The sequence below is a fragment of the Algoriphagus hitonicola genome, from assembly GCF_900113375.1.
Lineage (GTDB): Bacteria > Bacteroidota > Bacteroidia > Cytophagales > Cyclobacteriaceae > Algoriphagus > Algoriphagus hitonicola.
The window spans coordinates 155,493-169,479 of the sequence record NZ_FOPC01000011.1; the positions used below are offsets into that span (position 1 = coordinate 155,493).

11 protein-coding genes are annotated in these 13,987 nt (G+C 42.6%); 4 read left to right on the forward strand and 7 right to left on the reverse strand.

All coding sequences use genetic code 11. From position 1 onward, the window contains the following. Positions 1-53: 53 nt before the first annotated feature. The 3 genes from BM043_RS15130 to BM043_RS15140 form a co-directional block, all read right to left on the reverse strand. Positions 54-2,387, reverse strand: a complete 2,334-nt coding sequence (locus tag BM043_RS15130) for a TonB-dependent receptor (protein ID WP_092793145.1) — start codon at positions 2,385-2,387, stop codon at positions 54-56. A gap of 75 nt (positions 2,388-2,462) precedes the next feature. Beyond that, positions 2,463-3,716: a sensor histidine kinase gene (locus BM043_RS15135; RefSeq protein WP_092793146.1), complete on the reverse strand. Its 1,254-nt coding sequence runs from the start codon at positions 3,714-3,716 to the stop codon at positions 2,463-2,465. Next, positions 3,713-4,396, reverse strand: a complete 684-nt coding sequence (locus BM043_RS15140; RefSeq protein WP_092793148.1) for a response regulator transcription factor — start codon at positions 4,394-4,396, stop codon at positions 3,713-3,715. The genes BM043_RS15135 and BM043_RS15140 overlap by 4 nt, the downstream gene beginning before the upstream one ends. A gap of 191 nt (positions 4,397-4,587) precedes the next feature. Here BM043_RS15140 and carB point away from each other — a divergent pair, with 191 nt between their 5' ends. Both carB and BM043_RS15150 read left to right on the forward strand, forming a co-directional pair. Beyond that, positions 4,588-7,407 (forward strand): carbamoyl-phosphate synthase large subunit, encoded by a 2,820-nt coding sequence (carB, locus tag BM043_RS15145; RefSeq protein ID WP_092793150.1) that lies wholly within the window; start codon positions 4,588-4,590, stop codon positions 7,405-7,407. A 118-nt stretch (positions 7,408-7,525) separates the two neighbouring features. Further along, on the forward strand, positions 7,526-7,792 hold the full coding sequence (locus BM043_RS15150) for a DUF4834 family protein (RefSeq protein WP_092793152.1): 267 nt from the start codon (positions 7,526-7,528) through the stop codon (positions 7,790-7,792). 49 nt (positions 7,793-7,841) lie between these two features. Here BM043_RS15150 and BM043_RS15155 read toward each other — a convergent pair whose 3' ends face one another. From BM043_RS15155 to BM043_RS15170, 4 genes are read right to left on the reverse strand one after another with little or no spacing between them, the layout of a single operon-like run. Continuing rightward, a complete protein-coding gene (locus BM043_RS15155; protein WP_092793154.1) occupies positions 7,842-8,033 on the reverse strand; it encodes a hypothetical protein in 192 nt (63 codons plus the stop codon). Beyond that, positions 8,030-8,605 carry an ATPase gene (locus BM043_RS15160; protein ID WP_218144157.1) on the reverse strand — a complete coding sequence of 192 codons (576 nt, stop codon included), beginning with the start codon at positions 8,603-8,605 and terminating at the stop codon, positions 8,030-8,032. Before BM043_RS15160 ends, BM043_RS15155 begins: the two co-directional genes overlap by 4 nt. 28 nt (positions 8,606-8,633) lie before the next feature. Continuing rightward, a complete protein-coding gene (locus tag BM043_RS15165) occupies positions 8,634-9,839 on the reverse strand; it encodes a THUMP-like domain-containing protein (protein WP_092793156.1) in 1,206 nt (401 codons plus the stop codon). Then, positions 9,839-10,831 (reverse strand): aspartate-semialdehyde dehydrogenase, encoded by a 993-nt coding sequence (locus BM043_RS15170; protein ID WP_092793181.1) that lies wholly within the window; start codon positions 10,829-10,831, stop codon positions 9,839-9,841. Before BM043_RS15170 ends, BM043_RS15165 begins: the two co-directional genes overlap by 1 nt. Before the next feature lie 165 nt (positions 10,832-10,996). On the opposite strand from BM043_RS15170, the gene BM043_RS15175 reads away from it, so the two are divergent. Together BM043_RS15175 and BM043_RS19550 are read left to right on the forward strand one after the other, a co-directional pair. Continuing rightward, on the forward strand, positions 10,997-13,513 hold the full coding sequence (locus BM043_RS15175) for a lamin tail domain-containing protein (protein ID WP_092793157.1): 2,517 nt from the start codon (positions 10,997-10,999) through the stop codon (positions 13,511-13,513). A gap of 69 nt (positions 13,514-13,582) precedes the next feature. Further along, a complete protein-coding gene (locus BM043_RS19550) occupies positions 13,583-13,753 on the forward strand; it encodes a hypothetical protein (protein WP_177188494.1) in 171 nt (56 codons plus the stop codon). The last annotated feature ends 234 nt before the right edge of the window (positions 13,754-13,987 follow it).

Here is a 13,987-nt window from a genome sequence, read left to right on the forward strand (position 1 = left end):
AAAAGTCCCACTCGGCTGAGGGGACTTTCAATGGTTGGTTTGGCTTTAATTTTTTAGAAGCTATAGCGAGCACTGATGAGCGCAATTCTTGTTTCTCTTTTGGAGTAAAAATCTTGGCTAAAGGTATTGGTTAGTGCAAAACCAGCCCATCTTCGCGTATCGAATACGTCGCGAACACTCAAGGTTACCGAACCGCGATTTTCCATAAATCCTTTTTGCAAACTGGCATCGACATAGTATTGTGATAAGTCACGACCCTGAGCTTCGATTTCCGGTGATTCATAATTACCCACCAATTGGAAATTGAATCCATAGGGAAGTTTAAAATCCTGAGTCAATTTGGTATTCCATGAGAAACCCGAGTTGGTAAATTCTTCACCGATATTGGATCCATCCACCGATATTCTAAATAAAGTCACACCACCGTTAATCGTGTACCAGTTGTTCACTTCGCTCACTCCGACAAACTCCACCCCATATGAACTGGAAGAAAGCAAGTTGTCAGGCTGAGAATAAGAAACCCCATCCTCAATGATGGTAATGTAATCCAACTGACCTTCGGTTTGACGATAGAAGACATTTGTCGCAAAACTTGAATTGTCAAAGTTGGCCAAATGTCCAAACTCAAAGGAATCGATCATTTCAGGCTGAAGGTTTGGATTACCTCTTCGGACGTTTAAGGAGTCCGTGATATCTGGAAATGGGTTCAATCTCCAAGCAGTAGGACGATCAATTCTTCGGCTATAGGTAAATTTCAATGAATGGTTGTCATTGAGATTGTACATGGTCTGTACACTCGGGAAAAAATTGAAATATTCCTGTGATCCTCGCTCATCTGTATTGGCAAGGTAGGTATCGACAAAAGTCATCTCACCTCTTAAACCCAAGGTATATTCAAATTTTCCACCGGCATTGGAGTATATAAAATAACCGGCGTGAATCTGATCTTCGTAAAGGAAGACATTACTTACAGCGGGGTCTTCGACAAACTCCTGACTCTGCTCATCCAGTCGGGCATAGCTGTAATCATTATCGAATTTCCTTAGATTGGATTTTAAACCTGCCTCAATTTTTCTGTCTTCATCCAAAGGCTTGATATAATCTGCCTGGAAAATAAAGGTATTTCTCACTTCGTCTGTGAAAGCTCGTTCCTGCCCGTTTAGATTGCTGGGATCAGGATTGAGTGTATTTCTGAAAATGTCAATGTTTTGGGTCTTAAATTGATTGGTGTAAGACTGACTGACCAAGGCACGTAGGGTATGTCCTTTATCTTTAAATGAGTGCTCAAAAATCAAGGCATTATCAAATCCCTCGTCGGATTCATCTTCAGTATTTCTTCTTACATAATCAAAAGAATCCGTCTCGCCGTCGATAATTCGGTCCAATTCCGCAAAAAGTGTGTTGGTTTGATAGTTTATTCCATATTGATAAACTCCTTCATAACTGATGACATTATTCCCGAAGTAATAATCTGCGCCATAGTTTACATTATGTCCTGTTCTTCGGCTTGAGCTTCGTGTACTCTGATCGAGTATTTCGTTTCGGTCAAAAATTTCACGAACTGAAGTTCGCTCTCCGACATTTTTCCAATCTCGATAGTTGTACCCACCATACACATTCCACTTCTTACCTCGGTGATTTACACTTCCACCAATATTGGATCGGTTTCGAGTACCGTAGGTTCCTTCCACACTACCGTGAGTACCGAAGTCTTGTCCTTTTTTCAAAATAATATCGATGACTCCACCCTCTGCCTCTGCATCAAATCGGGCATTTGGGTTATTGATAATTTTGATTTCCTCAATGGCGGAGGCTGGCAATTGATCCAAATTTCGTGTCAGCGAAGAATTACGGCCATTGATCAAAATATTGGTTCCGGTACTTCCTCTCAAGGAAATAGAACCATCCTCAGATACTGAAATTGATGGAGTATTGCGAAGAATATCCAATAGTGTACCACCCGCATTAGCCAGGTTGTTTTCTGGAGTCACAGTAATACCCTCCATAGTAGATCTGACAGGCATTTTGGTAGTCTGCACCACCACTTCTTCCAAAGCCGCACTTTCACTCACCATTTCTAATTCACCTAGTTCCTGCGATTGACTCAAATCAATGTCCGGAACTACCAAATCCTCAAAACCCAGAAAAAAGGCTTTGAGGAAATAAGTACCCTCAGGGGCGGAAAGATTGAAGTTTCCGGATTCGTCGGTATCGGAGAATGAGACCGGATCTGAATCATCCAGGGACTTAAATAGAGCTACCTGCACATAGGCTAGGGGCTCCTGATTTTCCTGATCAATCAGTTTTCCTTTGACTGATTTTTCCTGAGCCATCAGTCCAGCTGAGAAGCACAATCCGAAAAAGGCACTGAGAAAAATAGACTTCATTAAAAGATGCATAGTTGGTTTGTATTAATTTTCAATACAAGATTACAAATAGATTCTGTAGAGATTTTGAAGCAATTACTTAAACAAAATCGTCAAAACGTGCAGATTGTTTTCGATTCGGTAGATCGGACGAAGATTATATCGTCTGCAAATCTGTTTGACGATAGATAATCCAAGGCCGATGGAGTCTGAATTGGTATTTCCTTTGGAGAATCGGTCAAAAAATTCTTCGGGATCTTTTTCTGGAAGGGCTCCACTATTTTCGATTCGAAGGCTGTAATCGTTGAGTTCCACATAAAGTTTTCCGCCTTCGACATTATGCTTTATCGCATTATTGATCAGATTTTGAATGAGGACTTCAGCGATAAATGGGTGGATTTTTACGCTGGAATTTTCCTGAATCTGGGTTTTTACTTCCAGATTTTTCAACTCGATCAGTTCGGTCATCCCTTCGATGATTTTTTGTACGATAGGGCTGAGGTCAATTTTTTCGGGAGCTTCAAACTCTTCATTTTCCAACTTGGCCAACATAGATAGAGAGCGTACGATTTTGTTGATTTTTTCATTGCTTTGATAGGCCGATTGGATCATCAGCGCTTGTTTTTCGCTGATTTGTTCATTCATCAAATGCTCCAGTTTGCCACGAATGATCGCGGAAGGGGTTTGAATTTCGTGAGATAGATTTTCAGAAAACTCCTTGATCTGACGGTAATCATTGAGTAGTTTTTGAGACATTTTTTCCAAAAAGCTGTTGAGCTTTTCAAACTCGGCAATAGAATTTTCAGGAAGGTGGAGTGGCTCGTTTTTTTGAAAGTTGAAGCTTCGGATTTGATCCAAAGTCTTATGGAAGGGTCTAAGGATTTTATTGGAACCAATCCGGGTAAAAAAGCCAAGGAATAGCAGCTGAATCAAAAAAACCGAGAACATGGTGATCACGACAGTTTCGGTGATATCCTCTGTTTCAACTACGATATTGTAATATGAAATCCGGTAGTGTTTTCCATCGATTTTATAAGATTTGCTGGCTTTAAGCTGATTTTCTGCCCGGTTCATCGGATCGTGATAGGCGACCGTATCCCGGAGGTAAAGCTCCTCGAGAGGCAATTCGTATGGGATTTCGCGAATCTCAAGTTTATCATAAATCAGTCGGTCAGCCGGAGCTCCGGATTCGATCCGCTCTGCATAGGCATCTATCTGCCGGTCAAGTTCTCTTCCCAGCTCAAAATCGATTTCAGATTCAAACTTTTTGAAGATCAATAGCCCCCCTAAAAAAAGCGCGATCATGGTAATCAGAGTATACCAGATGGTGAGTAGGTTGATAAGCTTCATGAAACGTTAGGGTCAAATTTGTAACCGATGCCATACACGGTTTTGATGTAATCATTTCCACCTGCCTGAGAGATTTTTTTTCGAAGATTTTTGACATGCTGATAGACAAAGTCAAAATTGGCCAGATCGTCGGTGTAATCTCCCCATAGGTGTTGGGCAATCGCTTCTTTTCCAATCACCCGGTTTTTGTTGGTGATGAAAAAAAGGAGCAGGTCAAATTCTTTTTTGGTCAGGTCGAGTATATTTTCAGCTACTTTCACCTGGATCAACGCCGTATCCAGGCTAATCTCATTAAATACAAGCTGGTCAGAGCCTCCCAGTCGGGACCGGCGATAGATGGCACGGAGTCGGGCAAGAAGCTCCGAGAGGTGAAAGGGTTTGGGCAGATAATCATCCGCTCCTTCGTCAAGCCCTTTGAGTCGGTCATCCAGCGAATCTTTGGCCGAGATGATCAGGACGTTAGTACTGAGTTTTTTGTTTTTGATAAAATCCAGAATCTCCAATCCATTCCCATCGGGGAGCATGAGGTCCAAAACGATACAGTCGTATTGAAAGCTTAATAACTTGTCCTGGGCGTCAAAAAGATTGGCGACAGTTTCGCAAAGGATATTTTCCCCTTGGAGATAGCTGACCATATTTTGAGTCAGCTCGGGGTTATCTTCAATGATGAGAATTTTCATAGGGGTGTGGCTGGTGGACCTAGGGAAGATACACGATTACAAAAGTAAATGGAAGATTTGAAGCAATTCTGAAGTGTGGCAATGACATTCTTTTCAATTTATCGGGATCTCTCCGTGTCCCTTTGGAATAATTTTCTAATTTTGCCCCAATTTGGACATCAGTAAAATTTTCGATTCAACCCTCCTCTCAAATGCCAAAAGACAGTAGCATCAAGCACATTCTCATCATCGGTTCAGGTCCCATTGTCATCGGTCAAGCTTGCGAATTTGACTATTCAGGCTCCCAAGCTGCTAGATCCCTGCGTGAAGAAGGGGTCACGGTAACCCTGATCAATTCCAATCCGGCGACGATCATGACCGACCCAGTGACAGCAGACCATGTGTATCTGCTTCCCCTGGAAAAAAAATCAATCCGAAAAATATTGACTGACCACCCGGATATCGACGCTGTACTGCCGACCATGGGTGGTCAAACTGCATTAAACCTAGCCATCGATTGTGATAAAGCCGGGATTTGGGAGCATTTTGGGGTGAAGATGATTGGCGTGGACATCGATGCGATCGACACGGCCGAAAACCGGGAGAAATTCAAGGCTCTTATGGAAAAAATTGGTGTGGGTGTCTGCAAAGGCGCGACAGCCACTTCCTTTTTGCAAGGAAAAGAGATTGCCCAAGAAATCGGTTTTCCATTGATTATTCGTGCTTCCTATACCTTGGGAGGAGCAGGAGGAGCCTTTGTGGAAAAGGCAGAAGATTTCGAACGTTTGCTCTCAGCTGGCTTGCAGGCCTCACCGGTACATGAGGTGCTTATCGAGCAAAGTATCATGGGCTGGAAAGAGTACGAGCTGGAGGTCATGCGGGATAATATTGGGAATATGATCGTGATCTGTTCCATCGAAAATTTTGACCCGATGGGAGTACATACCGGTGATTCAATCACAGTTGCTCCGATTCAGACCTTGCCCGATACAGTGTATCAAAAGATGCGGAATTATGCCATTACGATGATGAACTCGATTGGCAATTTTGCCGGAGGCTGTAATGTGCAGTTTGCGGTGAGTCCAGACAATCAGGAGATCATCGGTATCGAGATCAATCCGCGGGTCTCCCGTTCTTCCGCTTTGGCATCCAAAGCCACCGGGTATCCGATTGCTAAAGTCGCAGCAAAATTGGCCATTGGGTATAATTTGGACGAATTGCCTAATTCCATCACCGGCACGACTTCGGCCTATTTTGAGCCATCGATTGATTATGTGATTGTCAAAATCCCTCGATGGAATTTTGATAAATTTAAAGGCTCCGACCGACGGCTAGGACTATCCATGAAAGCCGTAGGTGAAGTGATGGGAATAGGAAGAAACTTCCAGGAAGCCTTGCAAAAAGCCTGTCAGTCACTTGAAATCAAACGAAATGGCCTTGGCGCTGACGGAAAAGAGCTTCGGGATCAAGACAAAATTTTATACTCGCTCGCCAACCCGAGCTGGAATAGACTTTTTCACGTGTACGATGCATTCAAGTTGGGAATTTCATTTCGGACGATCCATGATTTGACCAAAATTGACAAATGGTTTCTGAAGCAAATTGAAGAACTGATTCATCTTGAGGCAGAGATTGATAAGTACACCCTGGATACCATCCCTTTTGAATTGATGGATTTGGCCAAGAAAAAAGGCTATGCTGATCGCCAAATTGCACACCTTCTAGGCTGCTTGGAAAGTGAAGTTTTCAACAAGCGCTACGAAGAAATGGGAATCAAGCGCGTGTACAAGCTAGTAGATACCTGTGCGGCAGAATTTGAAGCGCAGACTCCTTATTATTATTCTTCATTTGGAGAGGAAAATGAATCCATCCGCACACCAAAAAAGAAAGTGGTGGTTTTGGGTTCCGGTCCAAATCGGGTCGGACAAGGGATCGAGTTTGACTATTCCTGCGTGCATGGGGTTTTGGCCGCCAAAGAATGCGGTTACGAAACCATCATGATCAATTGTAATCCGGAGACGGTTTCCACAGATTTCGATGTGGCAGATAAGCTTTACTTTGAGCCGGTATTCTGGGAGCATATTTATGAAATCATCCTCCACGAAAAGCCGGAAGGAGTCATTGTGCAGTTAGGTGGTCAGACGGCCTTGAAGCTTGCCGAAAAACTGGATAAGTACGGGATCAAAATCATCGGGACAAGCTTTGAAGCCTTGGATTTGGCCGAGGATCGGGGTTTATTTTCCACACTTTTGAAAGAAAATAATGTGCCGTATCCTGAATTTGGCACGATCCATAATACCGATGAGGCTTTGGAGCTTTGCAAAAGATTGGGCTTTCCACTACTTGTACGTCCGAGCTACGTCCTCGGAGGTCAGGGAATGAAAATCGTGATCAACGAAAAGGAACTTGAAGAGCATGTGGTCAATGTGCTAAAAGATATTCCAAATAATGAAATTCTTTTGGACCATTTTCTGGAAGGAGCGATCGAGGCCGAGGCGGATGCAATCTGTGATGGAGAAAATGTGTACATCATCGGAATCATGCAGCATATCGAGCCCGCTGGAATCCACTCCGGAGATTCCTATGCAGTACTTCCCCCCTACAATTTGGGCGATTTGGTGATTAGACAGATCGAAACTTACACCGAGCGGATTGCTCTGGCTTTGCGTACGCAGGGTTTGATCAATATTCAATTTGCGATCAAAAACGACAAGGTTTATGTCATCGAAGCCAACCCAAGAGCCTCTCGAACCGTTCCATTTATCTGCAAAGCGTATCGTGAGCCTTATGTAAACTATGCCACAAAGGTGATGTTAGGTGAGAAAAAGGTGACAGATTTTGAATTCAAACCCTACAAAAAAGGTTATGCGATCAAAGAGCCGGTATTCTCTTTCCACAAATTCCCAAATGTCAATAAGGAACTCGGTCCTGAAATGAAGTCAACCGGCGAGTCAATTTATTTTATCGATGATTTGATGGACGATTATTTCTTAAAGATTTACTCCGAGCGGAATTTGTATCTCAGCCGATAAGGCATAATGCAGCAGAATTAAGAGCTGTATTCTGAAAATGATATCGTAGGTAGTCGGTTTTATCCTCAAATTACCGAGGTTTGAAAGGGAACTGCTGACTAAGAAAAAATAGGTGTAAATGGGTGGTTTATTAAAATTTGTAGTAATTCTTTTGGGTGTAGGTTGGTTGCTGGGACAGCTGATCCGTTATTTTCTACGGACAAAGCTTGCTAAATTTGCCCAGCAAGTTTCGGAGATGGAGCGACAACAGCGAAGAGAGCAGCAAGAGGCGTCTAGGCCAAAAGAAGGCGTCAATGTGGATTACATCCCCAAAACGCACCAAGAAAAACGGAAGAAAGATATAGAGGGCGGAGAATACGTCGACTATGAAGAAGTGAAGGAATAATCAAAAAGCCTGTGTTCGCACGGGCTTTTTGGTTAAGTGGTCATCCCATTTAATTTTTGAGAGATTTTTTCTCCTTCATTTTCCGTAAAAAATATTCCGGAGTTCGGGTCACGATCTTCCCATCGATTTGGGCCACGATTTTTTGTCCCAATCGCTTTTTCATAGTAAGGAAGTCTTCGGCGGAATTCAGAATTGCGGATTTCAATTCTACTTTAAGCTTTTCTTTTTCTTCGGAACTCATATCAAATGGGATTTGATCATTTCAAATTTATAAATATTTACTATTTGAAGAGTAATATCTTTTTCGGCAACCAAATCGGGAATAGGACCTGAATTGTCAACTATTACCAGATAATCCACTATATCAAAAAAAAGTTTGAAAAGGTTATAAATGCCGCGTTGATATCTTCTTCGAATTACTTCTTCAGGAATATGATGTCCGCCCTCAGAAACTCGTTTTTTAACTCGTTGTATGGCCAAGTTTTCAGACTCTAACCAGAAAAACACTAACGACACAAAATATCCATGCTTTTGAGCTTTTCTGATAACCCCAAGGTACGATCGCGTTGATAAGGTAGTCTCGAAGGCAAAAACCTCCTCTTTTTCAATCAAATCATGAATTCTTTCCAACATAATGCGTCCTGCCTCGAATGCTACTGTTTCGGGTTGGAAAGGTGATAGTCCACGAGCAATTTCATCCGCATTCACAAACTCCTTGCAGCCTAGAAGCTCTGGCAATATGCGAAAGGAAGCTGTGGTTTTTCCGGCACCGTTGCAACCTGCGATTATATAGAGCCTCTTTTTCTCCACCATTAAATTTGTAAAAAAATAAGCAAAACCGCTAGCTTATTCTCCTACACCAAAAAAGCTTAAATCCAGATTGGCTTTTCGTTCCGATGAGAAACTCTTCTCCTCCATCCTTCAATCCGAGTTTCTTTTTAAGTTCATTGGCACTTTGGTTATAATTTCGGCAAATCACATTGACTTTTCCAGCGGGGAAAAGTGCCTTCATTACTTTTTTGTTCGGGGGAATCTCATCAATGATCTCAAAAATCCGAGCTGGGATGGATTCCTTGGGTAAGTCGGAACAGGTGTAAAAATGGCTGTTTTTCTCCAGCTTTTTCAAGCCAAATCGGGCGGCAAAAAGATTAAATGCTCCGGCTTTTAGGATTCCACTCAGCGGTTCGATTAAGTAGTTTTCGGCTTCCGCTAATTGTGAAACGGCGTTTTGCTCTTCTTTTGGGTCAAAGGAAAACTGTGGAAAACCACTCCCCAAATCCACCACTTCGATCTGTTTTGAAGCTAGGTTCTTTTCTTTCTTCCAAGAAAGCAAAAGCTCCTTTACTTCATTTTTGATCGAGAGAATGGTGATTTTTTGAATTTCGGGTAGCTCGACCCAAGCCTGCGAAATATCCAACATCGGAGAGGATTTGATCAAAATCTGATCCCCCTTGCTTTTCAAAAGAGTCCATAAACCAACCACATCGGGTTCGCAATCCTGGAGTTTATAGAGTTTTTGATTTCCCGAGCCACGCCTTGCCGGATCGATATAAATCAGGTCAAAATGATGATTGGTTTTTTCCAAAAACTCCATTCCATCTCCTTCGAAAAACTCAAACTTGCTTGCAAGACCCTCCAAGAGTTCCAGTTGCTGCAAATTATGGGTTGTGATCTCAAAAAGTTCTTTTTGCCTTTCGCAGTAAATCCCTTTTGCAAATTTCTGACTCAGGTAAAAAAAATCCACCCCAAATCCTCCCGTCATGTCAATCATAATTTTTCCATCAAACCCTTGAGCTTTGAATTTAGCAGTTTCCTCACTGGAGCTTTGCTCTAACGAAAGGGATGCGGGGAATATGAGTTCGGGATTTGAAGCCCATTCTGGAAGTTTTTTTTCTGTCCTTCGCCTAGCATAAATCTGTTGAACTGCCGCTTTAAGGTCAAAAGAAACTTTCCCCTGGTATTTAAAAAGCAAAAGTGCAGGATCTTCATTGAGATGATCCTGCACAAATTGTCTGAATTCAGCGCTATGAAACTCGCTGGGATTCATCAAACGAGTTTATTTTCCACCAAATAGGAAGCGATTTGAACCGCGTTGGTGGCGGCGCCTTTTCTCAAATTATCTGCAACTATCCACATGTTGAGCGTGTTTGCTTGGGATTCGTCTCTGCGCAGTCGACCGACAAAAACCTCGTCTTTTTTGTGTGCGGTGATGGGCATCGGATAGACAAAATTGGCCGGATCGTCCTGCACCACCACTCCAGGAGCAGAGGCGAGTAATTTTTTTACTTCTTCCAGATCAAAGTCTTCCTTAAACTCCACATTGACCGCTTCCGAATGTCCTCCCATGGTGGGGATGCGAACTGTCGTGGCGGTCACTGCAATGCTATCATCAGAGAAGATTTTCTTGGTTTCGTTGATCATTTTCATCTCTTCCTTGGTATAGCCATTGGGCTGGAATACATCGATATGAGGAAGGACATTCATGTCAATTTTGTGCGGATATACCATCGGAGGATTTTCTTCTCCCGCTCGTTCTGCCATCATTTGATCCACAGCGGCTTTCCCGGTTCCGGTCACGGATTGATAGGTGGATACCACGATTCGCTTGATTCCATAGCGCTGTCGCAAAGGCTCCAATGCCAGTACCATTTGAATGGTGGAACAGTTGGGGTTAGCGATGATTTTGTCGGTTTTGCTCAACTCTTTTGCATTGATTTCCGGCACCACCAATTTTTTGCTGGGGTCCATTCTCCAAGCGGATGAATTGTCCACGACGGTGGTACCCGCTTCTGCAAACTTCGGAGCCCATTCCAAGGAAGTACTTCCTCCGGCGGAGAAAATCGCGATTTCAGGTTTTGCAGCTACCGCATCTTCCAATCCAATTACGGTATAGGGTTTTCCTTTATATTCAATCTGTTTACCCTTAGATCGCTCGGAAGCAACTAGTAAAAGTTCGTCGAATTGGAAATTGTGCTCATAGAGCACTTCGAGGATTTCTGAGCCAACCAGTCCGGTCGCTCCTACCACTGCAATTTTCATTTTTCGGGTTGAATAGGTTAATGAATCGAAATGCAAAAGTAAGGCAGAAGGTTTCATTTTCAGACATTTCTTATAAAAATTCCCTTTTTTGAAAATGGGAATCCAATCGATTTTGATTTTTTAAATACTTTTATAAATTTAGTCCTATGCTTTTCCTGTTTTTTGATGCAAAAGCTCACTTTTATATTGACCTGGCTTATTGGAGCATTTACCTTTTCTGTAAATGGACTAGTCGCCAATGCGCAAAATTATCAGGAAGATTTTGAGGCCGAATTTGAAACTCAAAATTACCCCGAGGAGTTTTTGGCTCATTGGTATGGAAATGAAGTTCAGTCCGGTTCTTCCCGTATTTTTCAGGCTGAGGCAGCCGGAGTCGGAAGTTCGCAGGCTTTGGCAGTACAGCCTATCTCTACCTTTGATGGCGAACTGATTGTCCGCCTTTTCCCCTCAGATTATGTCGATCCCAATATTCAGTTTTGGGCCCGATCCCTTCAGAATGGATCCGGTGATCGAGCGGCTGTAGTTTCTTATTCTTTTTCAGAATCTCTGGAGGGGAATTATGGTGAAGAAAGCGGCTTGGGTTCGGAAGAAGAATTTGCCAATGAAGATCAGGATTATCGGAAATTTGAAATCAACTTAAGTGAAAATCAGCAGCGTAAGGATACCTTGTTTTTGAAAATATCGGTTCGCTATGGGGCGGGATCGGGAACCTGCGCTCGCTGGCTAATGGATGATTTTGTGTTTGGCGATATTGAGGAAGATAAAGAGCCGCCTCGGGTGGAGCGGGTTAGGGGATTTGATGCCAATCAGCTCGAACTTCAATTTTCCGAAAGATTAGACCCGATATTTTCTCAGATTCAGTTGAATTTTGGATTAGATGGGGACGAACCCATCGATGCGGAACTGAAGTTGGACAGTTTGGTGATTTTGACTTTTGGAAAAGACTTGGAGGAATCTGAAGATTATTCACTTTCTATTCGTCAGATTTCAGACTTGGAAGGAAATGTCATAAAAGATACAACCGTAAACTTCCAATTTTTTGATCCGACAGAAATTGCCTTTAAAGATTTGGTCATCAACGAGATAATGCCTGCTCCGCGAGAGGAAAATGCATTACCCAATGTGGAGTATGTGGAGCTTCTTCACAGAGGCGAAAAGGAAATCCGGACCGGACAGTTGCTGTGGTCCAATTCCCGAATTTCCGTGGAGTTGGAGGATTTTTGGATTCAGCCGGGGGAATTTGTCCTTTTGGTGCCCGAGGATGATGCGGAATTAATGGAGGAATTTGGTCTGCTGATTCCAATTTCTTCTTGGCCTACATTACTGAATGGAGGTGATGAATTGAAATTGGAATCGGATAATGAAGATCTAATTGATCAAATAAGCTATTCGACGGCATCTTGGGGAAGCAGTGAGTTCAGTGGAGGCGGTTATAGTTTGGAAGTAGTCAATCCTGATTTGCTATGTGATCAAAGTTTGAATTTGCGTCCTTCTGAAAATCCAAATCGAGGAAGTCCCGGATCCGAAAATTCAGTTTTTGATTCCAGTCTTGACACTACTGCGCCAAGATTTGAAGAATACTTTTTTACTAAAGCAAATGAATTGAGGATTCGCTTTTCTGAATTGATTCAGCCATTTTTTACTCAGAATCAGGTCAGTTTTGAGTCGCAACTAGAAGTGGATTCGATTTGGATTGAACAAGATTTGCTGAGGGTGAATGTCTCGGAAACTTTTCCTGAAAATGAATTGATCCGAGTAAGCATCGAAGGTTTTTTAGATTGCAGTGGCAATGAAATGAATCTCCTTGAGTTGGATATTATTCGACCTTCGATTGCTCAGGCTGGAGAAATTTTCCTCAATGAATTGCTTTACAATCCAAAAACGGGCAGTCCGAAATTTGTGGAATTAATCAATCCCACCGATAAATTTTTGGAAATCGGCTCCTGGAGCCTAGCCAATTTAGATGATCAAGAAAATATTGATCAGCTTCGAATGCTTTCCGAGGAATCCTTGGTCATGGAGCCCAATTCTTTTTTGGCAATTTCCACGGACACCAATGGAGTAAAGTTGGATTACCCGCTTTCCGAAGGAGGTAAATTTTATGAAATCAGTTCGCTTCCCAGTTATCCGATAGCAGGTGGCACGGTGTTGTTGTTGGATTCTGAGGAAAATGTGGTCGAGCAGTTTTCTTACGTTGATGACCTGCACCATCCTTTGCTCCAGGATTCCAAAGGCGTTTCTTTGGAGCGAGTTTCCATTGAAACTTCCGCGGATATCTTGGATAATTGGCATTCGGCTTCTTCCGCTGTAGGATATGCAAGTCCGGGGATGAAAAACTCCCAATTTATTCCTGAGGAGTTTGACAGTGAAATCATCCAAATTGACCCGGCGGCCTTTGATCCGGAGGGAAGCAATGGGAATACCTTTGTAAGCATTCGCTACGAGCTGGAGCAGCCGGGTTGGGTGGGGAGTTTTCGGATTTATGATCTGGCAGGTCGGAGGTTAGCCTCACTTGCCGAGAATGAAATTTTGGCAACGAAAGGACTTTATACCTGGACGGGTACAGATAATCTAGGTCGTCGGATGCGAAGCGGGTATTATGTATTGTTGGTCGAGTTGTTTGATTTGGATGGGCGTCAGAAGACCATTCGGAAAACCATAATAATTGCTGAACGGCTCTAAAAATTTGTAGTTGGCTGAAACAAGGAATTTTAAAATTCTGTATATTAGGAAGACTAACACCCCTAACCCATGGAAAAAGGCCTAATAAACCGTGCACTCGAAAGACTGAATGTCAGCGAATTCAAAGATCTTGCTGAAGTAAAGCAATATTTGAAAATGAAATATCGAATTGATGTCGAAGATTCTGTCTTGAAAAAAAGACTCGAAAAAATCCTGAATGATGAGAAAGCGGTGGCGTAATGAGTATCAAGTATTTAGAATCAAGATTTAAGAACCAAGAGAATAGAGATAAGTCGAAGGCTAAGGAGTAGGCAGCGGCAGTAGACAGTTTATCGGATAATGTCTTTCGATTTTGCCCTCCAACGGCTTTGAGTCCCTTGGAGGGTTTTTAATTTAGAATCTGTTTGTTTGGTTCGCCGCTGTGAGTGTCCTCATTCACAGCCTTAATATATCCTAAAAAGAGACCTTCAGAGA

Coding starts and splice junctions, on each gene's coding strand:
- BM043_RS15130 (WP_092793145.1), bottom strand. CDS start 2,387: ATGAAGTCTATTTTTCTCAGTGCCTTTTTCGGATTGTGCTTCTCAGCT.
- BM043_RS15135 (WP_092793146.1), bottom strand. CDS start 3,716: ATGAAGCTTATCAACCTACTCACCATCTGGTATACTCTGATTACCATG.
- BM043_RS15140 (WP_092793148.1), bottom strand. CDS start 4,396: ATGAAAATTCTCATCATTGAAGATAACCCCGAGCTGACTCAAAATATG.
- carB (WP_092793150.1), top strand. CDS start 4,588: ATGCCAAAAGACAGTAGCATCAAGCACATTCTCATCATCGGTTCAGGT.
- BM043_RS15150 (WP_092793152.1), top strand. CDS start 7,526: ATGGGTGGTTTATTAAAATTTGTAGTAATTCTTTTGGGTGTAGGTTGG.
- BM043_RS15155 (WP_092793154.1), bottom strand. CDS start 8,033: ATGAGTTCCGAAGAAAAAGAAAAGCTTAAAGTAGAATTGAAATCCGCA.
- BM043_RS15160 (WP_218144157.1), bottom strand. CDS start 8,605: ATGGTGGAGAAAAAGAGGCTCTATATAATCGCAGGTTGCAACGGTGCC.
- BM043_RS15165 (WP_092793156.1), bottom strand. CDS start 9,839: ATGAATCCCAGCGAGTTTCATAGCGCTGAATTCAGACAATTTGTGCAG.
- BM043_RS15170 (WP_092793181.1), bottom strand. CDS start 10,831: ATGAAAATTGCAGTGGTAGGAGCGACCGGACTGGTTGGCTCAGAAATC.
- BM043_RS15175 (WP_092793157.1), top strand. CDS start 10,997: ATGCAAAAGCTCACTTTTATATTGACCTGGCTTATTGGAGCATTTACC.
- BM043_RS19550 (WP_177188494.1), top strand. CDS start 13,583: ATGGAAAAAGGCCTAATAAACCGTGCACTCGAAAGACTGAATGTCAGC.